Below are 18,121 nucleotides of genomic sequence, written 5' to 3' on the forward strand. Positions count from 1 at the left end.
AAGAAAAATTTTATTTTTGTTTGTTTTTGTATTCTTTGGCAAGATGTTTAAGTTCTTTTATAAATTTTATATAACCACCTTTGTGCCAATTTTTTTGAGCCTTAATGAGGGCTTGTCCGATTTTGTAAGAATAAGTATTTTGATTTTTAATACCCTCACTTTTGTAATCATCATAGCTTGATAGAGGTGGAAGCTTAAGGTAAGGTTTTGTTTTTAAATCTTTTTGGTATTGCTTGGCAAGTTTTGTGTGTTTGTAATAAATTTTTAGTAGAGTAAAAGGTAAAAAAGGAATTTTTTTCTTATCCTTAGTACACTCTATAAAGGCGTAACCCAGTTTGTATGATAAATGATATCTTGTGCGTTGGATGGATTGCTTGTTGTCTTTGTGAAAAGAACCTATATATTTACTTCCTCCAAGTTTTAACCATTTTTCATAATATTCTTGCCATCTAGGCCATGTCTGATTGCAAAATTTACTATTCCAAAAACGACTATTAGTGCCACAAGCATGGACAATAGAGGCATTTTGCATTAAATTGGTAAGATAATGAGTACTTCCTGTGTATTTGTCTTTGAAATCTTTAACCTTGAAATGATTTTTTAAAACCATAAGAGTAAAAATACCCTGATCTTGCCAGTTTTTTGTGTGTTGTGATAGTTGGTTATAAATGAATTGATAACATTGTAAAGGATTAGATATATGATCGGTAAAGACTAAAATTCCTGTTTGATAAACTCGTTCCTTAGAGTATTCTTTTTCTAAGGGCAGGGCTGTTTGGAGTAAAGTTTTACCTAATCTTGCGCCAAAGTGGTATTTTTTATTTTGTAATTTTTTTAACTCATGAATACTTTTTAATAATAAAACATCAAAATCAAGATAAATAATGCTTTTGCACTCGTGTAAGAATTTAAAGGCTTCAAATCTAGCAAAAGCCATATGAGTCCATCTTTTTAGAAAAAATAAACTAGCAGCGTCTTTTTGATTTTTTCCAAGCGAATGTAAAAACTCTTCTTGGGTAAAAGAGATAAAGTGTATGTTTTTGCCTTGAGTTATTTTGCGCATAATGTTTTGATCTTCTAAGCTAAAACCATCATGTAGGATGTAAAATACATCTACATGTTGCTTCATCACATCCATAATGTTAATAAGCAAAGTCCCTATGGTAAAGCTTGAATTTTTAGTCGCTGCTAACAAGATACCTAATTCGTATTTCATGTTTTATCTTTTTGTGATTTTATAAAGCATATTTCCTATAAATTGTATGATTTGCACTAAGACAATTAAAATCACAACAGTTTGAATCATAATATCAGTTCTAAAGCGCTCATAACCATAGCGGATAGCCACATCCCCTAAGCCACCGCCACCAACAGTTCCTGCCATAGCAGAAAATCCTATTACGATGATTAAAATTAAAGTGATACCGTTAATAATGCTTGGCAAAGCCTCACTAAACATTACTTTAAAGATAATTTGAGTTTTGCTAGCACCATAAGATCTTGCCGCCTCTATAATACCAGGATCTATTTCTTTAAATGCACTTTCTATCATTTTAGCTAAATAAGGTGCAATTCCTATAGTAAGTGGTACTATCGTAGCAGTTGTGCCTATGCTAATGCCAATGAGGTATTTTGTAAAAGGACTTAAAACCACAATAAGGACCAAAAATGGAAAAGATCTTAAGATATTGATGATAAAATCCAAAACACTATAAATACCTTTGTTTTCACATAAACCACCTTTATCGGTAACAGTAAGCACAATTGCAGGGATTAGTGCGATTAAAAATGCTAAAAAAGTAGCTGTAAAACTCATATAAAGAGTTTCTAATAATGCTGGATATAATATATTTTCAAAATTTCTTATAATTGCCTCTATGTTCATTATGCAAGCTCCCAAATAACACCATTTTCTTGTAGGTAGTTTAAAACTTTTTCTTGATCTTTAGGTTCTATATTAATAACTAAATTTCCTAAAGCATTATTATTTAATTTTTCTATTTTACCCCAAACGATATTAAAATCAATGTTTAAATTTCTGGCCATATGGGTAATAATGCTTTGGTTTGCCTTTTCCTTGCAAAAATATAAACGTACATTAATCCCACTTTGTGGTAAAAACTCACTTTCTCCCAAGAATTCACGCATTTTTTCACTCGGTTTTAAAAATAAATCTTCTATATTTCCTTGGCCTATGATTTGCCCATGCTCTAGTAAAACTGCTTTTTGTGCGATTTGTTTTACTGCTTCCATTTCATGGGTTACTAATACTACGCTGATGTTAAATTCTTGATTGATTTTAGCAATAAGTTCTAAAATATTATTAGTGGTGTTTGGGTCTAATGCAGAAGTAGCCTCATCACTTAGTAATATTTTGGGATTTAAAGCAAGGGCTCTAGCTATGGCAACTCTTTGTTTTTGTCCACCGCTAAGCTCATTGGGATAAGCCTTGCTTTTAGCTAAAAGCCCCACAAGATCTAAAAGTTCATTAACTCTTTTTTGGATTTTACTTTTATCATAATTGTGAATTTCTAAAGGCATGGCAACATTTTCAAATACACTTTTTCTACTCATAAGCGCAAAGTGCTGAAAGATCATTCCAATATCTTTTCTAAAAGTTCTAAGCTCTTTTTCTTTTAGAGTAGCTATTTCTTTACCAAAAACTTGTACGCTACCACTTTGATAATTTTCTAAACCATTGATGCATCTTAATAGGGTGGATTTTCCTGCCCCACTGTGTCCAACAAGGGCGTAAATTTCACCTTCTTTTACTTCTAATGACACATCATTGATGACTAATTCTTTGCCATAGTATTTTTTTAGATTTTGTATTTTTATCACTGATCTAGCCTTTTAAATTAAAAATTTCATCGTTAATTTTTTCAAGTTGGGCTTTGATGTTTTCAAGTTGAGTTTTATTTTGCTCCACAACCGCAGCAGGTGCATTAGAAACAAATTTTTCATTTTTCATCATAGCATCAAGTTTGTTAAATTCTTTTTCAAGTTTTGTTTTTTGGCTATTAAGTCTATTTAAAACCCTACTTAAGTCAAGATCTTGAGTTGGTATGAATACTTCTAAATTCTCACTTACATCTCTAATGGATTTTTCTAAATTTGTAGTGATAAAATCAATATTTTCGCATTTTGCAAGCATAGAGATGAAATTGGTATAATGTTTTAATTCAGCTATTAAACTTTTATCATTTAATTTTATACAAGCTTTTTGAATTTTTGTATTTGCAAGCTCTACTAAGGTTTTTGCACGACGTAAACTAACTATGCTTTCTATAATGATGTTGAATAGTTTTTCAATTTTTTCATCTTTGATGTCACATTGAGGATATCTTGAAACCATGATAGATTCGTGAGTATGGATAGAAGTTTTACTTAACTCATGATATAAATACTCACTAATAAATGGCATAAAAGGATTGAGAAGTTTTAAAGCTTCTTTGAAGATACTTCCTAACTCTTTTATGCTTGATTTTTCAGCCTTGCTAAGTTCAATACCCCAATCACAAAATTCATCCCAAAAGAATTTGTATAAAGTATTTGCTGCATCGTTAAAGCGATAGTTGTCTAGATTTTCTCTTGCTTCTTTTACACATGTTTCAAAACGAGATAGCATGTATTTTGCTAAATTGGATTGAATTTTGTTTTTGTCTAAATCTTCAAATTTTTCCTCATTTAAAAGCAAGAATTTACTTGCGTTATAAAGTTTGTTGGTGAAATTTCTAACTTGTATGAGTTTGTCATTGCTTAGTTTTATATCTCTACCTTGGATAGCTAAAAGCGCAAGAGTAAAGCGCAAGATGTCAGCACTGTATTCATCCACACTTTGCACTGGATCGATGACATTACCTAGAGATTTACTCATTTTTCTACCTTGTTCATCTTTAACCAAAGCGTGTAAATATATATCTTTAAAAGGAAGTTCACCTAAGGCATTAGTGCTTTGAAACATCATTCTAGCAACCCAGAAAAATAAAATATCAAAACCGGTAATTAATAAAGAATTAGGATAAAAATCTTTTAAATCATTTTCAGACCAAAGTGTATTTTTACCCCAGTCTTTATTGCCCCAACCTAGGGTGCTCATTGCCCAAAGACCTGAAGAAAACCAAGTATCTAAAACATCAGGATCTTGCTTGAAATTAGTGCTTTGGCACTTTGGGCATTGACTTGGAGTTTCTTCGCTTGCCCATTCATGAGAACACTCACAATAATACACAGGAATTTGATGACCCCACCAAAGTTGTCTTGAAATACACCAATCTTTTAAGTCTCTCATCCAAGCATTAAAGCTATTAATCCAATGTGCAGGGTAAAACTGACTTCCGCCAAGATTTACTTTTTCTATGCTTTCTTTTGCAATTTCATTTTTTACAAACCACTGTTTGGAGATGTAAGGTTCTACTACATTTTTACAACGATAGCAATATCCTACTTGATTGGTATAATCTTCTATTTTTTCAACAAAACCTTTTTCTTGTAATTCTTTGATGATAACATCTCTTGCTTCTAATCTTTCTAAGCCTTTAAAATGCAAGCAATGTTCATTTAAAATACCTTTTTCATCAAAGATAGTGATAAATTCTAGCTGATGTCTTAAACCTACCTCATAGTCGTTGTGATCGTGTGCAGGTGTTACTTTTACAAAGCCTGTTCCAAACTCCATGTCTACATGCTCATCAGCAATAATAGGAATTGTTCTATTTATTAAAGGTAAAATAACATTTTTACCAATTAAATGTTTGAATCTTTCATCATTTGGATTAACCATCACAGCACTATCGCCAAAGTAAGTTTCAGGTCTTGTTGTGGCTACTACGATGTATTCTTGAGAATCTTCTAGAAAATACTTAAGATGATATAATTTTCCTTTATTTTCTTTATGTTCTACTTCTATATCGCTTAAAGCTCCATCGTGGGTGCACCAATTTACCATATAGTTGCCGCGCACAATAAGCTTTTTATCATAAAGATCAACAAAAGCTTTTTTAACCGCATTAACCAAACCATCATCCATAGTAAAGCGTAAGCGACTCCAAGCAGGAGTAATGCCTAAAATTCGCATTTGCTTAACTATAGTACCACCGCTTTGTTCTTTCCACTCCCAAACTTTTTTTATAAATTCTTCTCTTCCAAGCTCCTCTTTTTTTATACCTTGAGCTAAAAGTTGTTTTTCTACGACATTTTGTGTAGCAATACCTGCATGATCAAGTCCTGGTTGGTAAAGTGTTTTATAACCATCCATTCTTTTATAGCGTGTGGTGATATCTTGTAGAGTACAAGTAAGCGCATGCCCTATGTGTAAAACACCTGTTACATTAGGTGGTGGCATCATGATACAAAAATTTTTGCCTTTTTCTTGAATTTTCTCATTACCGTTGATTTCAAAATATCCGCGTTCTTCGCAAATTTTATAGTATTCTTTTTCTAGTGATTTATCATACATGATTATTACCTTGAGAATGAAAATAAATTGTTATGTTAGCTTAAAATTGTTAAAGAAGTTTTTAATTTTAGAAATTAGTTATAAAAACTAATTTCTACTTTACGGTTGTTTTGTCTTTGAGAGTCAGATTTATCTTTAGTAGGATAAGTATCTTTTCCCAAAGATTCGATCTCGATTACTTCGGTAAAACTAAAGAAGTGTTTAGCTACATTCATTGCTCTATTCAATCCTATCATATAATTTGCAAAAGCGCTTCCTCTATCATCTGCATAACCTTGAATTTTAACCTTTTTAATGATATCTTCTCTAGCTAGATTTTGATTGATTTTTTCTAATAAATCTTCATTGCTATATTCGCTATAGCCGTTTTTGTCAAATAAAAATTTCAGATTTGAAATTTTTACATCTACGTAGTTATATTTTTTCTTGTTTTTTTCAAATACGATGTCTTTATTATATATACTTAGTTTCATATTATCATTAGAAAGCATATCAATAAAAATAGTTAGATTGTAATCTTGAGAGTTGTTTTTGATAGGGTTGATCATCTCTTTTAAAACCCCAATCCTATAATCACTTAAATTTTTACCATCTAAAACATAAACTTTGACAAAATCATTACTAAGTTGTGGTTCATAGCGACTTGTTTTACCTTTTGCTATGTATTCTTGCATGGTATTTTTATAAGTATTGGTTTTTTTGTGAGTTTGTTTTACATCTTGTGTGTTTTTGTTTTGTATAGTTTGGGTTGTTTTTGTTTGGATTATTTGAGCATGAGATTGAGTTTTTTCTTTCTTTACTTCAGCGGTTGTGTTTTTTTCTTGTGTGCTAGTGTTGTTATCTTGTGTATTAACGCTTTCTTTTTGTGTAGTGGTATTTTCTTTTTGTATATTTACATTAGTGGTGTTTGGCTCTGATGTAATTGTGTTATTAGCTAAAGAGTTAGCCTGACTTTCATAAGGTTTTTCTTCGTTTGTTTGAGTGTGATTTTCATAAGTATTATGACTTAAGTAATTTTCTTCGTGATTATATTGGTTGGTTGATGAACTATAGCTTTGATAAGAATTATTTTTCTTATAATCATATACATAAGTATTTGAAGAATCATCAAAATACCATATATAAAATCCTATGCTAGCACCTAGTAATACAACAAAAGCTACACTTAAAGCAATAATACTTTTCATTTTTATCCTTTTAAAAGTCCTTTTTTAAAGGACTTTGATTATTTGTAATTTTTAATAGAATTTTCTAAAATTTCACTTGCTTTTTCGATACCTGCAAATTCTTTTACTTTTACCCATTTGTTTGGTTCAAGCATTTTGTATGTTTCAAAGAAATTTTTGATCTTGTCTAAGCTTGCTTTTGGAAGATCATCTAGACTTTTAATGCTATCATACCTTGGGTCGATTTTGCTTACAGGAACAGCTAGTAATTTTTCATCCATACCACTTTCATCTTCCATTAGCAACACACCTATTAAACGACAAGGGATTGCAGCACCTGCTTGAATAGGGTATTCATTTAATACTAAAACATCAATAGGATCACCATCATCTGCAAGAGTATTTGGTATAAAACCATAGTTTGCTGGATAAAACATCGCTGAGTACATCACACGATCAACCATAATAGCTCCGCTTTCTTTATCAAGTTCGTATTTGATATTGGATCCATAAGGAATTTCAATAACCGCATTTAGCTTGTTTGGTACTTCTCCAACTTTAATTTTGCTAATATCCATTTTTTATCCTTTATTTTAATAAATCATTAATTAAATTTTTCATATCCGCTACGATAGCTTCGATACTTCTTTCACCATTGATTATATGGTGGATATTTTCTTTGGTATAGAAATTTGTTATTTCTTCTAAAGGTTCTAAATAAACTTTCATTCTATTGTTGAAAACTTCTTCATTATCATCAGCACCTCTAGCACGCCCCAAAACTCTTTCTCTGGCAACTTCTTCACTAACTTTTACTTCTATAACACCTTTTAAATTTACTTCATTTTGATTTTTTAATACTTTATCAAACTCGAGCATTTGTTCCACGCTTCTTGGGTAACCATCGATAAGTATCGTGTTAGTTGGAGCGTTTTTTAAAGCCGTGATAATGGTATTTACAACTACATCTAGTGGGACTAAATTCCCTTTAGAAATAAAACTATCAATGGTTTTTCCAAGTTCACTACCACTAGCAACTTCTGCTCTTAATAAATCTCCTGTAGAATAATGAGTAATGTTTGCATCATCTGCTGCAATAATGCTTGCATCAGTTGTTTTACCACTGCCTGGTGCGCCTATGATTAAAAATAATTGTTTCATTTAGTATTCTCCCTTAATCTTATACCTAATTCTCTCATTTGTTCATTGCTTACTTCGCTTGGAGCTTGAGTCATAAGACATTGTGCTCTTTGTGTTTTAGGGAAGGCAATTACTTCTCTAATGCTTGATGATTTAGTTAAAAGCATGATAAGTCTATCTAAGCCTATTGCTATACCGCCATGTGGAGGAGCTCCAAAACTTAACGCATCTAGTAAGAAACCGAATTTCTTTTTTTGCTCTTCTTCGTCAATATTAAGCAGTTTGAAAACTTTTTGCTGGATAGCACTTTTGTGAATTCTTATACTACCGCCACCTAATTCAACACCATTCAAAACTACATCGTGTGCGATTGAGTTAATCTCTTCTAAATCTTGCTCGTCAATATTTTTTGGCATTGTGAATGGATGGTGCATTGCAGAATAACTACCATCATCGTTTTGTTCAAACATAGGAAAATCAACAACCCATAAGAATTCTAATTTATCCTCATCGATAATTTTCATTTCATCGGCAAGGAATAATCTAAATCTACCCATGTAATCTAGCACAGTTTTCTTAGCTCCTGCACCAAAAAATACCACATCGCCCACTTCTAATTCACATCTTTGGATTAAAGCATTTAAATCCTCTTCGTTAAAGAATTTGCAAAGTGGACCCTTAGGACCATCTTCTTTCATTTGAATAAATGCAAGTCCTGCTGCTCCAAATTTGCGTACAAATTCTTCAAATCTTTGCATTTGACGTTTTGAGAAAATCGTATCTCCTTTTGGAACTCTTAAGGCTTTGATACGATTTTTCTTTGTATCTTTTGCGATATTTGCAAAAATTTCATTGTTTGATTTTGCAAAAATATCGATTACATCGATCAATTTCATATCAAACCTTAAATCAGGTTTATCCGAACCATAACACTCCATCGCTTCTTTATAACTCATTTGTCTAAAAGGAATGCTAATTTCTTTTCCACAAGCTTGAAAGATATCTTTAAGTAGGTTTTCAGCCATGGTTATGATGTCTTTTTGCTCACAAAAACTCATTTCTATGTCTATTTGAGTAAATTCAGGTTGGCGATCTGCTCTTAAATCTTCATCTCTAAAGCATTTTGCTATTTGAAAGTATCTATCAAAGCCTGAACACATTAAAAGTTGCTTGAAAAGTTGAGGACTTTGAGGTAGGGCATAAAATTCACCTTGGTGTACACGCGATGGGACTAGATAATCTCTTGCACCTTCTGGAGTAGCTTTAGTTAAAATAGGAGTTTCAACCTCTAAAAATCCCATTTTAGCTAAAGAGTTTCTTGTTGCAATACATGCTGTAGATCTGAGTGCGAAATTATCATAAAGTTTTTTACTTCTTAAGTCTAAAAATCTGTATTTTAATCTTAATTCTTCATTAACACTTTCATCGCCTATAGCAAAAGGTATCACTGCGCTTTCATTTTCAATAGTAAGTTTGTTTATAACAACTTCTATTTCTCCGGTTTTAAGTTTTGGATTTGCCAATCCCTCGCCACGTGGACGAATTTTACCTTGCGCGATTAAAACGTATTCGTTTCTTACGGTTGAAGCGATATGGTGTGCTTCTTGGTTATCTGTAGGATCACATACTAGTTGTATTAATCCGCTACGATCTCTAAGATCGATGAAAATTACACCTCCATGGTCGCGGTATGAATTTACCCAACCACATAATGTTACTTCTTCGCCAACATTTTGTATGTTAAGCTCTGTATTATAATGTGTTCTCAAAATTTTTCCTTAGATTAATTTTGTTTAATTTTGTAATTATAGTATTTTATTCTTTTGCTTAGCTAAGTTTTGTTATAATTTTTCTATGAAAAAACAGATTAATATAGAAAAAATTCAAAAAGTTGGCTTATTTTGTAGATTAAATACCAACCTAAATGAGCAAATTGCTTTATTAAGAAAGATTTTTGATGTAAAAAATATTGAAGTGGTTTTGTTAAGCCAAGATAAAATTCATTTAAAAGATTTATCAGATTTGGATTTTCTTATTTCTCTTGGTGGAGATGGAACACTTCTATCTTTATGTAGGCAAGCATATCAAGCTAAAAAACCTATCTTAGGGATAAATGCTGGAAATTTAGGTTTTTTGACTGCTTTTTCGTTGAGTGAAGTGGAAGTTTTTTTTGAAGATTTTTTTAGGGGTAATTTTAAAATAGAAACGGCAAAAATGCTTCAGATTACCTTATATAAAAAAAATAAAATCATTAAAAAGTTCGCCTTTAATGACGCGGTTTTTTCTCGCGATAATGCCTTAATGGCAAATGTGGAAGTATTTTTTGAAAATAAGCTTTTTAACGCTTATTATGGAGATGGATTAATCATTGCAAGTTCAAGTGGATCTACCGCGTATAATATCAGCGCAGGCGGTCCTATCGTGCATCCTTGGAGTGAAATTTTTGTTTTAACACCGGTTTGTTCGCATTCTTTAACCCAAAGACCTATTGTTTTGCCTTATGGTTTTGAGCTTGAATTAAAAGTGGAGCAATGTTTGTTGTATTTAGATGGACAAGAAGTGATTAATCCTAAAGAATATGATAAAATTCTTATAGGCCTTAGTAAAAAAGAACTTAGTTTTATACACCAAAAAGATAGAGATTATTTCCAAGTTTTAAAAGAAAAGTTAAATTGGGGTAAGTGATGATAGAAAGTATTTTAATAAAAGAAAATTTAGGTTTTAAACAAGCAAAATTAGATCTTGAAAAAGGACTGACAGTTTTTACTGGATTAAGTGGTGCTGGAAAGTCGGTTTTGTTTAAAGCTATCTTGGCTGCCTTTGCACTTAGTGAAAGTGAAGCAAAAATGGTAGAAATTTTACTTAATGATAAACTTGAACTAGATGAGTTTGGTATAGAAAATGAAGAAATAAATATATTTAAACTTTTAAAAGATAAAAGCACACGCTATTTTATCAATAATCAAATGATATCAAAGAAAAATTTAGCCTTATTATCTAAAGGTTTTGTGAAATATCTCTCTGCCAAGGAAAATAACGAATTTAGCAATGAAAGATTTTTGAATGTGCTTGATTTTATGCAAAGTAAAGAAGATAAAAATTTTCAAGATTTTTTAAGTGAATATAAAAACACTTATAAGGAATACTTAGAAAATAAAAGTAAACTAGAGCAAATTCAAGAAGAAGAAAAAAAAGTAGAAGAGTTAAAAGAATTTACTAGCTTTGAAATACAAAAAATTCAAAGTATTAATCCAAAAATAGGTGAATTTGATGAATTGATGAGTCTTAAAAAAAGACTTTCAAAAAAAGATAAAATTGATGCAGCATGGAATAAAGCGAGTAAAATTTTTGAACTAGAATCAGCGGTAATCGATGCATTACAAATTAGTGATGTTGATAGTTCATTTTTTTCAGAATGCCTTAATGAGTTAAGAGTAGTTTGGGAAAATCAAAGTTTTGATGATTTTGATTTTGATATTGAAGAAGTGCTTGATAGGATAGAAAAGCTTTCTTCTTTGATTTCAAAATATGGGAGTATAGAAGAAGCTTTAGAAGCTTTAGAAAAGAAAAAAACAGAATTGGCTCATTATGAAAATTTAAGTTTTGAAAAAAAAGCATTAGAAGAAAAAGTACAAAATACTCAAGGTATTTTAGAGCAAAAATGTCAAAAACTTACTCTTATACGCCAAAAAAAGCTAAAAGAGCTTGAAAAGTTACTAAATTTTTACCTCCAAAAACTGTATATGAAAGAAGTAAAATTAGAGCTTAAAGAGTGTGCTTTAAATCTTTTGGGGAAAGATGAAGTTGGTTTAAATATCAACGAGGCTAGTTTAAAAAATTTAAGTTCAGGTGAGATCAATCGTTTAAGACTTTCATTTATTGCCACTGAATGCAATATAACAAATAAAGCTAGCGGAATAATTTTTCTAGATGAAATTGATGCAAACTTAAGCGGTAAAGAAGCAATGAGTATTGCTGAAGTACTAAAAGAACTTGCGTGTTTTTATCAAATTTTTGCCATTTCACATTTACCACAGCTTTCATCAAAAGCAAGTAATCATTTTTTAGTGGAAAAAATAGGTGATGAAAGTAGAGTGAGAAAAATTGAAAAAGAAGAGAGGGTAAGAGAGCTTGCTAGAATGGTAAGCGGAGAAAATATTACCCAAGAAGCTTTAGAATTTACTAGAACTTTACTTTAAAAACAAAAAGTAAATTTCTATATGCTATAATTATAATTTTAAGTCATAAAGAGGTTAGCTATGGAAGAAAAAATTTTAATTATTGATGATAATAAAATGCTTACAAAACTTTTAGCAAAAAAAGTAGAGAGTACCTTAGGTTTAAAAGTAGATGTTGCTTTTGATATGAATAGTGCTAAAGAATTAGTAAAGAATAATTATTTTATGGCTTTTGTGGATCTTTGTTTGCCAGATGCTCCTAATGGAGAAGTGGTGGATGTGATATTAGAAAAAAATATCCCTGCTATTGTTCTTACAGGAAGTAGCGATGGGCAAACACGTAAAAAATTTATGGAAAAAGACATCATAGGTTATATTCAAAAAGAGAGCGAAAGCTGTATCGATGAGATGTTAAGTTCTATTAGAATGTTGCAAAAAAACAATAAAACTAAAATTATTCTAGCAATTGCTAATGTGACTTTACGTGCAGAAATGAAAAAAAATCTAAATAACCAACTTTTTAACGTTTTAGCAGCAGCACATGGAGAAGAAGCTTTGAGTTATCTTAGTGACAATCCTGATACTAGATTGGTTATTTGTGATGCGACTATGCCAGTAATTAATGGAGAAGATTTGCTTGTTGAAATTCGCTCAAAGTACTCCAAAATAGAACTTGGTGTGATTATGGTTGGAGATAAAGATGATGCTTTAGAAGCAAGAGCTTTTAGAAAAGGCGTGAATGATTATGTTATTAGACCTTTTCAAAAAGAATCACTCAATTGTAGGGTAAATAACTGCTTAGACTATATGCAAAAATGTGTTTTATTAGATGAATATAGTTTGGGTAAGGATTTATTAACCGGACTTGATGATTATGCTAGCTTTGAAAAAAGATTTTTAGACTATTTAGAAGATATGCAAGAGAGTGAAGAATTAGCATTAGCTTTGATAGATATTGATAATTTGGCGACTATTAATTATGAGTTAAGTTATGATTGTGGTGATGGTGTGATTAAATATACTGCCAAAAAAATCAAGGATCAAATTCGCGGTATGGACTTGGCTACAAAAATCGAAGATGGTAAATTTTATGTACTTTTGAAAAATACGGGCAATAAAGAAGCACTAAAAGCTTTTTCAAATATTAGAGTTAACATTGCTAAAGAAAGCGTATTGATAACACTAGATGAAGTAGATTATAGTGTTTCTGTGGGTGTTGCTTTTGGAGGTAAATCTAGTCAAATGCAAGAACTATTAAACAATGCCCAAAAAGCTTTGGATTTAGCAAAGGCAAATGGAAAAAATAGGGTAGAGGTATGTTTTTAGATTGTGATTTTTCTGAAAAAATCATAGACACGCATTGTCATTTAGACAGCCAAGCTTATTTTGGGTGTTTAAATGAAATGCTCAATCATGCCTTTGATAATGGAATAGATAAAATCATTATACCAGGTGCAGATATTAAGGATCTACCAAGAGCAAGGGAGATTGCACATCGTTATAAAAAGGTGTTTTTTTCTTGCGGGGTGCATCCTTATGATATTGATGATTTTGATTTAGATATTTTGAAAGAATTTATTAACGATAAAAAATGTATCGCGGTTGGTGAATGCGGGCTTGATTATTATCGTTTAAATGCTGATGATGAGGCGGTAAAGGCAAAACAAAAAGAAGTTTTTATCGCTCAAATACAGCTAGCTATTGAATACAAAAAACCACTGATTGTACATGTGCGTGATGCAAATGAAGATAGTTATAAGATATTAAAAAATTATGTAAAAGATTTACAAGGCGGTGTTTTACACTGCTTTAATGCAAGTGAGCTTTTGCTTTCATTGGCAGATGATGGGTTTTATTTTGGTATAGGTGGGGTTTTAACCTTTAAAAACGCTAAAAAGCTTGTAGAAATTTTACCTAAGATACCAAAAGAAAAGCTTGTTTTAGAAACAGATGGTCCATACTTGACCCCAGAGCCACATCGTGGTAAAGTTAATGATCCTATTTTAACGCATTTTGTTGCACAAAAAATAGCTGATCTTTTAAATCTTAGCAAAAGTGAAATTATTAAGCTGACTAATTTAAACGCTAACCGTTTATTTTTTCAAGGTTTGTAATGAAAAAAAAGTTTTTATTCTTTACTTTAGTTTTGTTGTGTTTAAATGCTAAAGCTTTGCAGTTTACACCAGAGCATTACACTCAGCAAGCTCAAATTTTAAGAAATTTAGATATCGAAGCAAACTATTTAAGTGATATGATTTTTCTAGAATTTAAAGAATCTTCTATGGATATGCACTCTAAAACTTTAGTGGATACGATGAGGGAATTTTACAAAATTACTCCAATTATTCGTAAAATTTTAGAAAAAGAAAATATCCCGCAAGAATTCTTATACCTTGCTGTTGTAGAGTCAGGTTTAAAAATTCATAGTGTTTCAAGAACTAAGGCAGTGGGTGTATGGCAGTTTATGAAACCAACAGCGCAAACTTTAGGTTTAAGGATCGATCCTTATGTTGATGAAAGAAGAGATTTGGTGAAATCTACTCATGCTGCGATTGCTTATTTAAAGCAGTTAAAAGAGCAGTTTGGGAAATGGTATTTAGCTATTTTGGCTTATAATTGTGGCGATGGTAAATTGCGTCAAGCTATAAAAAAGGCAAAAAGTGATGATTTAAGAGTTTTACTTGATCCTGATAAAAAATATTTGCCTTTAGAAACACGAATTTTTATTAGAAAAATTTTAACCATGGCGTTTTTGGCTAATAATAATGATTTTTTAATTTCACAAGATAGTGCCTTGCTAAATTATGCTTTATCAAGTGAAGTTAAAAAAATACCTGTACCACCTAGTGTTTCTTTAAGGCAGTTAGCTAAAGTTGCTAAAATATCTTATAGTGAGTTTAAACGCTATAATCCACATTTTAACCATGATTTTACACCACCTGATAAAAAAGACTATTACATGTATGTGCCTTTAAGTAAAAGTGTAGCAGTAGAAAATGCAATGCAAAAAGTCAAATTAGCTAAGGTGGATACAACTATCCCGCATACTAAAATTTATATAGTAAAACAAGGAGATAGTCTTTATGCTATTGCTAGAAAACACAAAATCAGTGTAGAAAGCATAAAAGAGTATAATAAAATCAAAGGAAATTTGATCAATATCAATCAAAAACTTGTGTTAAAAATTAAGGAGAATAATAATGCAAAAATCAAAACTCAAAAATTACCAAAAGACTCTCATACAAAAGTCGTTAGTCGTTAGTTGTGTTGGTGTTTTATTTAGTGCTTGTAGCGTGGTGCCTATTAGTACGCCTACGGTGTATTATCCGGAAAGAGATTTTAAAAGCGTAAAGCATAATAACACGAATTTAAAAGGAACTATGAAGCCTTATACTATTAATGGTAAAACATATTATCCAACTGTAGTAGAAGTAGGTGAAACTGCTGATGGTATAGCTAGTTGGTATGGTCCAGGTTTTCATGGAAAAAAAACTTCTAATGGTGAAACTTATGATCAGCATGCATACACTGCTGCACATAAAACTTTACCAATGAATACTATTGTAAAAGTAACTAACCTGAAAAATCACCGCCAAACTACAGTTAGAATTAACGATAGAGGTCCTTTTGTCGCAGGTAGGATTATTGATTTATCTAATATGGCTGCAAGAGATATAGATATGATACAAGCAGGAACAGCTCCTGTAAGACTTGAAGTAATTGGCTTTGGAACAAGTGCAAGTTCGGGTTCAGTTCATACTAATTCTAATTTAGGTAGTAGTGGAGAGATTACTGATAGTGGTCATATTTTCCAAGGCGGATCTTTTATGGTGCAAATTGGAGCATTTAGAAATAAAAACGGTGCAGAGTTAATAGCAAGTAGATATAAAAACTATAATTCTTACACTTCAACAATACAAACAAGTGTTAAAGATGGCTTACATAGAGTATTTCTAAAAGGCTTTAGAAGCGAGCAAGAAGCAAGAGACTTTGTTGATAATGGATCTTTTCCAGGTGCGTTTATAGTAAGAGAGTAAAATAATGATAGAATTGATTTTTTTAGATGTAGATGGTTGTTTAACAGATGGTAAAATCATCTACACTCAAAATTATGGCGAGATTAAAGAATTTAATGTAAAAGATGGTGCTGCGATTGAAGCTTGGCAAAAGCTTGGCAAAAAAGTTGCTATCATTACAGGTAGGACAAGTGAGTGCGTGTATTTTAGAGCTAGGGATTTAAAGATTGATTTAGTATATCAAGGTATTAGCGATAAACTTGCTTGTGCAAAAGAAATTTTAGAAAAATTAAATTTAGATTTCTCTCAATGCGCAGCTATTGGAGATTACTATAATGATATGAGTTTACTTGAAGCGGTGGAGTATAGTTTTAAACCAAAAGATGCACACAAGGCTTTAAAAACCGATAAGGTTTTAAATAGAAAAGGCGGCAATGGTGCGGTGAGTGAAATGATAGAAATTTTAGTAGAATACAACAATATGCAAGCGCAATGGGATAAGCTTTGGCGATAAAAATTTTTGCAATCTTAATGGGATTGTTTGCTTTTGTGATGGTGATTTTAAGTACGCAAGATCCTTATCTTTTTGCTATAAAACCACAAAAGGTTGATGTGGCAAATATGCAAGCTTTTGATGTGCTTGATTATGAGCTTAATACCACCACTACAAAGGCAAGTTATCAAGCTAGTCGTTGGGTTAAATACCAAGATAAAGATATTTTTGATGATTTTAAAGTGCAAGCACTTGATTATAATTTAAGTTCAAAATTATTAATCAGAAACGATGAAAAATCTATTTTAGAAGGTAATGTTAGTTATTTTGATAAAAATCAAACTTCTATTTTTACCCAAAAAGCAGTTTATAACATGAAAGATAAAATTTTATTTTCTAATGATACCTTTAAAGCTTATATAGGAGTTAATGAGGTATTTGGAAATAGCTTTTTATATAATGTAGATCAAAAAGAATTAAAAATTCAAGGAATAAAAGCATGGTTTTTAGAACAGTAATTTTTTTGTGTTTGTTGAATTTATTTGCATTGGGTGCGCAAAAAATAGAAGTATATGCTAAAGATTTTTATTTAGATGAGAAAAATGAAACTAGCACTTTAACAGGTGATGTGGAAGTAAAAAAAGGCGGGGATATTTTAAATTCTCAAAAACTAGTTATTTATATGAAAAATAAACAACCTGTGAAGTATATTGCCACTCACAATGCTAAGTTTAAAATTAGTATGAAAGATAAAACTTATCATGGAAGCGGAGATGAGTTTGTTTATAATGTAGCTAAAGATACCTATGAAATCAATGGTCATGCAAAAATCATCGAAGTGCAAAGCAAAAAAGAACTAACAGGGGATAAAATCATCGTAGATAGAAAAAATATGACTTATAGGGTGCTTAGTAAAGACAAAAAACCTGCAAAATTTGTATTTGAGGTTAAGGAATGATCCTTAATGCGCAGTTTTTAACTTCGGCTTCCAAGGTTAGTGAAGCACCACAGCCTATATATACAGAGATTGCATTTTTGGGTCGTTCTAATGTAGGCAAAAGTTCTTTGATCAATGCACTTTGTAAAAATAAAAATCTAGCAAAAAGCTCATCAACTCCGGGTAAAACCCAGTTGATTAATTTTTTTGAAGTAAGTTGCAAAAAAAATGAGGATAAATTTAAACTGATGTTTATTGATTTACCTGGTTTTGGTTATGCAAAGGTAAGCAAAAAAACAAAAGCTATTTGGAATAAAAATTTAGATGAATTTTTAAAAGAACGCAGTTCTATCAAACTCTTTATACATCTTGTTGATTCAAGGCATGAAAATTTAGATATTGACGCAAATTCGGAAGCATATCTAGACTCTTTTATAAGAGCAGATCAAAAAAAAATAACTGTTTTCACAAAATCAGACAAGCTCAATCAAAGTCAAAAAGCTAAAATTTTAAATCTTCATAAAAATGCTATTATGGTTTCAAATTTAAAAAAAATAGGTATTGAAAAACTAGAAGAAAAAATTATTTTAGAAAGTTTGGGTTTGAATGAGGAGTAGGAGATTAGTAAAAAATAGATTTGATTTTTCTTATTTATTTTTCTATCTATCTTTGATTTTTTATCAAGTATTAAGTTCGGTATATTACTGGATGCCACCTTTATTTGGTGTATTTT

At 31.0% G+C, this 18,121-nt stretch carries 17 protein-coding genes and 1 pseudogene; 10 read left to right on the forward strand and 8 right to left on the reverse strand.

Features of this window, described 5'->3' with window-relative positions:
- Nucleotides 1–10: 10 nt before the first annotated feature.
- From CSUB8523_RS09520 to aspS, 8 genes and pseudogenes are all read right to left on the reverse strand, one after another.
- Entirely contained in the window at nt 11–1,216 is a 1,206-nt protein-coding gene (locus tag CSUB8523_RS09520) for a glycosyltransferase (RefSeq protein WP_052243667.1), read from the reverse strand.
- Between the two features lie 9 nt (nt 1,217–1,225).
- Nucleotides 1,226–1,861 (reverse strand): annotated as a pseudogene (locus CSUB8523_RS03865) (methionine ABC transporter permease); the annotation flags it as partial.
- A gap of 23 nt (nt 1,862–1,884) precedes the next feature.
- Nucleotides 1,885–2,841, reverse strand: coding sequence for a methionine ABC transporter ATP-binding protein (locus CSUB8523_RS03870; RefSeq protein WP_039663395.1), 957 nt, complete (start codon nt 2,839–2,841; stop codon nt 1,885–1,887).
- Between the two features lie 4 nt (nt 2,842–2,845).
- Nucleotides 2,846–5,458: a valine--tRNA ligase gene (locus CSUB8523_RS03875; RefSeq protein WP_039663397.1), complete on the reverse strand. Its 2,613-nt coding sequence runs from the start codon at nt 5,456–5,458 to the stop codon at nt 2,846–2,848.
- Between the two features lie 74 nt (nt 5,459–5,532).
- Complete coding sequence (locus tag CSUB8523_RS03880) at nt 5,533–6,645, reverse strand: OmpA family protein (RefSeq protein ID WP_043019683.1); 1,113 nt, start codon at nt 6,643–6,645, stop codon at nt 5,533–5,535.
- Nucleotides 6,646–6,683: 38 nt separating this feature from the next.
- Entirely contained in the window at nt 6,684–7,202 is a 519-nt protein-coding gene (gene ppa / locus CSUB8523_RS03885) for an inorganic diphosphatase (RefSeq protein WP_043019684.1), read from the reverse strand.
- 10 nt (nt 7,203–7,212) lie between these two features.
- Nucleotides 7,213–7,785, reverse strand: a complete 573-nt coding sequence (locus tag CSUB8523_RS03890; protein WP_039663402.1) for an adenylate kinase — start codon at nt 7,783–7,785, stop codon at nt 7,213–7,215.
- Nucleotides 7,782–9,533 carry an aspartate--tRNA ligase gene (gene aspS, locus CSUB8523_RS03895; protein WP_043019685.1) on the reverse strand — a complete coding sequence of 584 codons (1,752 nt, stop codon included), beginning with the start codon at nt 9,531–9,533 and terminating at the stop codon, nt 7,782–7,784. The genes CSUB8523_RS03890 and aspS overlap by 4 nt, the downstream gene beginning before the upstream one ends.
- A gap of 85 nt (nt 9,534–9,618) precedes the next feature.
- Between aspS and CSUB8523_RS03900 the strand changes: the two genes are divergently transcribed.
- From CSUB8523_RS03900 to yihA, 10 genes are read left to right on the forward strand one after another with little or no spacing between them, the layout of a single operon-like run.
- Nucleotides 9,619–10,449, forward strand: a complete 831-nt coding sequence (locus CSUB8523_RS03900) for an NAD(+)/NADH kinase (RefSeq protein WP_039663406.1) — start codon at nt 9,619–9,621, stop codon at nt 10,447–10,449.
- Nucleotides 10,449–11,963 carry a DNA repair protein RecN gene (locus CSUB8523_RS03905; protein WP_043019686.1) on the forward strand — a complete coding sequence of 505 codons (1,515 nt, stop codon included), beginning with the start codon at nt 10,449–10,451 and terminating at the stop codon, nt 11,961–11,963. The genes CSUB8523_RS03900 and CSUB8523_RS03905 overlap by 1 nt, the downstream gene beginning before the upstream one ends.
- A 60-nt stretch (nt 11,964–12,023) precedes the next feature.
- Nucleotides 12,024–13,268: a bile resistance response regulator CbrR gene (cbrR, locus tag CSUB8523_RS03910; RefSeq protein ID WP_043019687.1), complete on the forward strand. Its 1,245-nt coding sequence runs from the start codon at nt 12,024–12,026 to the stop codon at nt 13,266–13,268.
- Nucleotides 13,259–14,056, forward strand: coding sequence for a TatD family hydrolase (locus CSUB8523_RS03915; RefSeq protein WP_043019688.1), 798 nt, complete (start codon nt 13,259–13,261; stop codon nt 14,054–14,056). The genes cbrR and CSUB8523_RS03915 overlap by 10 nt, the downstream gene beginning before the upstream one ends.
- Nucleotides 14,056–15,204 (forward strand): membrane-bound lytic murein transglycosylase D, encoded by a 1,149-nt coding sequence (locus CSUB8523_RS03920; protein WP_043019689.1) that lies wholly within the window; start codon nt 14,056–14,058, stop codon nt 15,202–15,204. The genes CSUB8523_RS03915 and CSUB8523_RS03920 overlap by 1 nt, the downstream gene beginning before the upstream one ends.
- The gene (locus tag CSUB8523_RS03925; protein WP_043019690.1) at nt 15,143–15,979 is read left to right on the forward strand and encodes a septal ring lytic transglycosylase RlpA family protein; all 837 of its coding nucleotides are present in this window, start codon (nt 15,143–15,145) and stop codon (nt 15,977–15,979) included. The genes CSUB8523_RS03920 and CSUB8523_RS03925 overlap by 62 nt, the downstream gene beginning before the upstream one ends.
- Before the next feature lie 4 nt (nt 15,980–15,983).
- Complete coding sequence (locus CSUB8523_RS03930; protein WP_039663419.1) at nt 15,984–16,472, forward strand: 3-deoxy-D-manno-octulosonate 8-phosphate phosphatase, YrbI family; 489 nt, start codon at nt 15,984–15,986, stop codon at nt 16,470–16,472.
- Nucleotides 16,463–16,969, forward strand: coding sequence for a hypothetical protein (locus CSUB8523_RS03935; RefSeq protein WP_039663421.1), 507 nt, complete (start codon nt 16,463–16,465; stop codon nt 16,967–16,969). The genes CSUB8523_RS03930 and CSUB8523_RS03935 overlap by 10 nt, the downstream gene beginning before the upstream one ends.
- Nucleotides 16,951–17,409, forward strand: a complete 459-nt coding sequence (lptA, locus tag CSUB8523_RS03940; protein ID WP_039663423.1) for a lipopolysaccharide transport periplasmic protein LptA — start codon at nt 16,951–16,953, stop codon at nt 17,407–17,409. Before CSUB8523_RS03935 ends, lptA begins: the two co-directional genes overlap by 19 nt.
- Nucleotides 17,406–18,005, forward strand: a complete 600-nt coding sequence (gene yihA, locus CSUB8523_RS03945; RefSeq protein WP_039663425.1) for a ribosome biogenesis GTP-binding protein YihA/YsxC — start codon at nt 17,406–17,408, stop codon at nt 18,003–18,005. Before lptA ends, yihA begins: the two co-directional genes overlap by 4 nt.
- The last annotated feature ends 116 nt before the right edge of the window (nt 18,006–18,121 follow it).

Source organism: Campylobacter subantarcticus LMG 24377 (assembly GCF_000816305.1).
GTDB lineage: Bacteria > Campylobacterota > Campylobacteria > Campylobacterales > Campylobacteraceae > Campylobacter_D > Campylobacter_D subantarcticus.

Bases quoted from the DNA above. Each gene is read 5' to 3' on its own strand.
- CSUB8523_RS09520 (WP_052243667.1), bottom strand. From the start codon at position 1,216: ATGAAATACGAATTAGGTATCTTGTTAGCAGCGACTAAAAATTCAAGC.
- CSUB8523_RS03875 (WP_039663397.1), bottom strand. From the start codon at position 5,458: ATGTATGATAAATCACTAGAAAAAGAATACTATAAAATTTGCGAAGAA.
- CSUB8523_RS03880 (WP_043019683.1), bottom strand. From the start codon at position 6,645: ATGAAAAGTATTATTGCTTTAAGTGTAGCTTTTGTTGTATTACTAGGT.
- ppa (WP_043019684.1), bottom strand. From the start codon at position 7,202: ATGGATATTAGCAAAATTAAAGTTGGAGAAGTACCAAACAAGCTAAAT.
- CSUB8523_RS03890 (WP_039663402.1), bottom strand. From the start codon at position 7,785: ATGAAACAATTATTTTTAATCATAGGCGCACCAGGCAGTGGTAAAACA.
- CSUB8523_RS03900 (WP_039663406.1), top strand. From the start codon at position 9,619: ATGAAAAAACAGATTAATATAGAAAAAATTCAAAAAGTTGGCTTATTT.
- CSUB8523_RS03905 (WP_043019686.1), top strand. From the start codon at position 10,449: ATGATAGAAAGTATTTTAATAAAAGAAAATTTAGGTTTTAAACAAGCA.
- cbrR (WP_043019687.1), top strand. From the start codon at position 12,024: ATGGAAGAAAAAATTTTAATTATTGATGATAATAAAATGCTTACAAAA.
- CSUB8523_RS03915 (WP_043019688.1), top strand. From the start codon at position 13,259: ATGTTTTTAGATTGTGATTTTTCTGAAAAAATCATAGACACGCATTGT.
- CSUB8523_RS03920 (WP_043019689.1), top strand. From the start codon at position 14,056: ATGAAAAAAAAGTTTTTATTCTTTACTTTAGTTTTGTTGTGTTTAAAT.
- CSUB8523_RS03925 (WP_043019690.1), top strand. From the start codon at position 15,143: ATGCAAAAATCAAAACTCAAAAATTACCAAAAGACTCTCATACAAAAG.
- CSUB8523_RS03930 (WP_039663419.1), top strand. From the start codon at position 15,984: ATGATAGAATTGATTTTTTTAGATGTAGATGGTTGTTTAACAGATGGT.
- lptA (WP_039663423.1), top strand. From the start codon at position 16,951: ATGGTTTTTAGAACAGTAATTTTTTTGTGTTTGTTGAATTTATTTGCA.
- yihA (WP_039663425.1), top strand. From the start codon at position 17,406: ATGATCCTTAATGCGCAGTTTTTAACTTCGGCTTCCAAGGTTAGTGAA.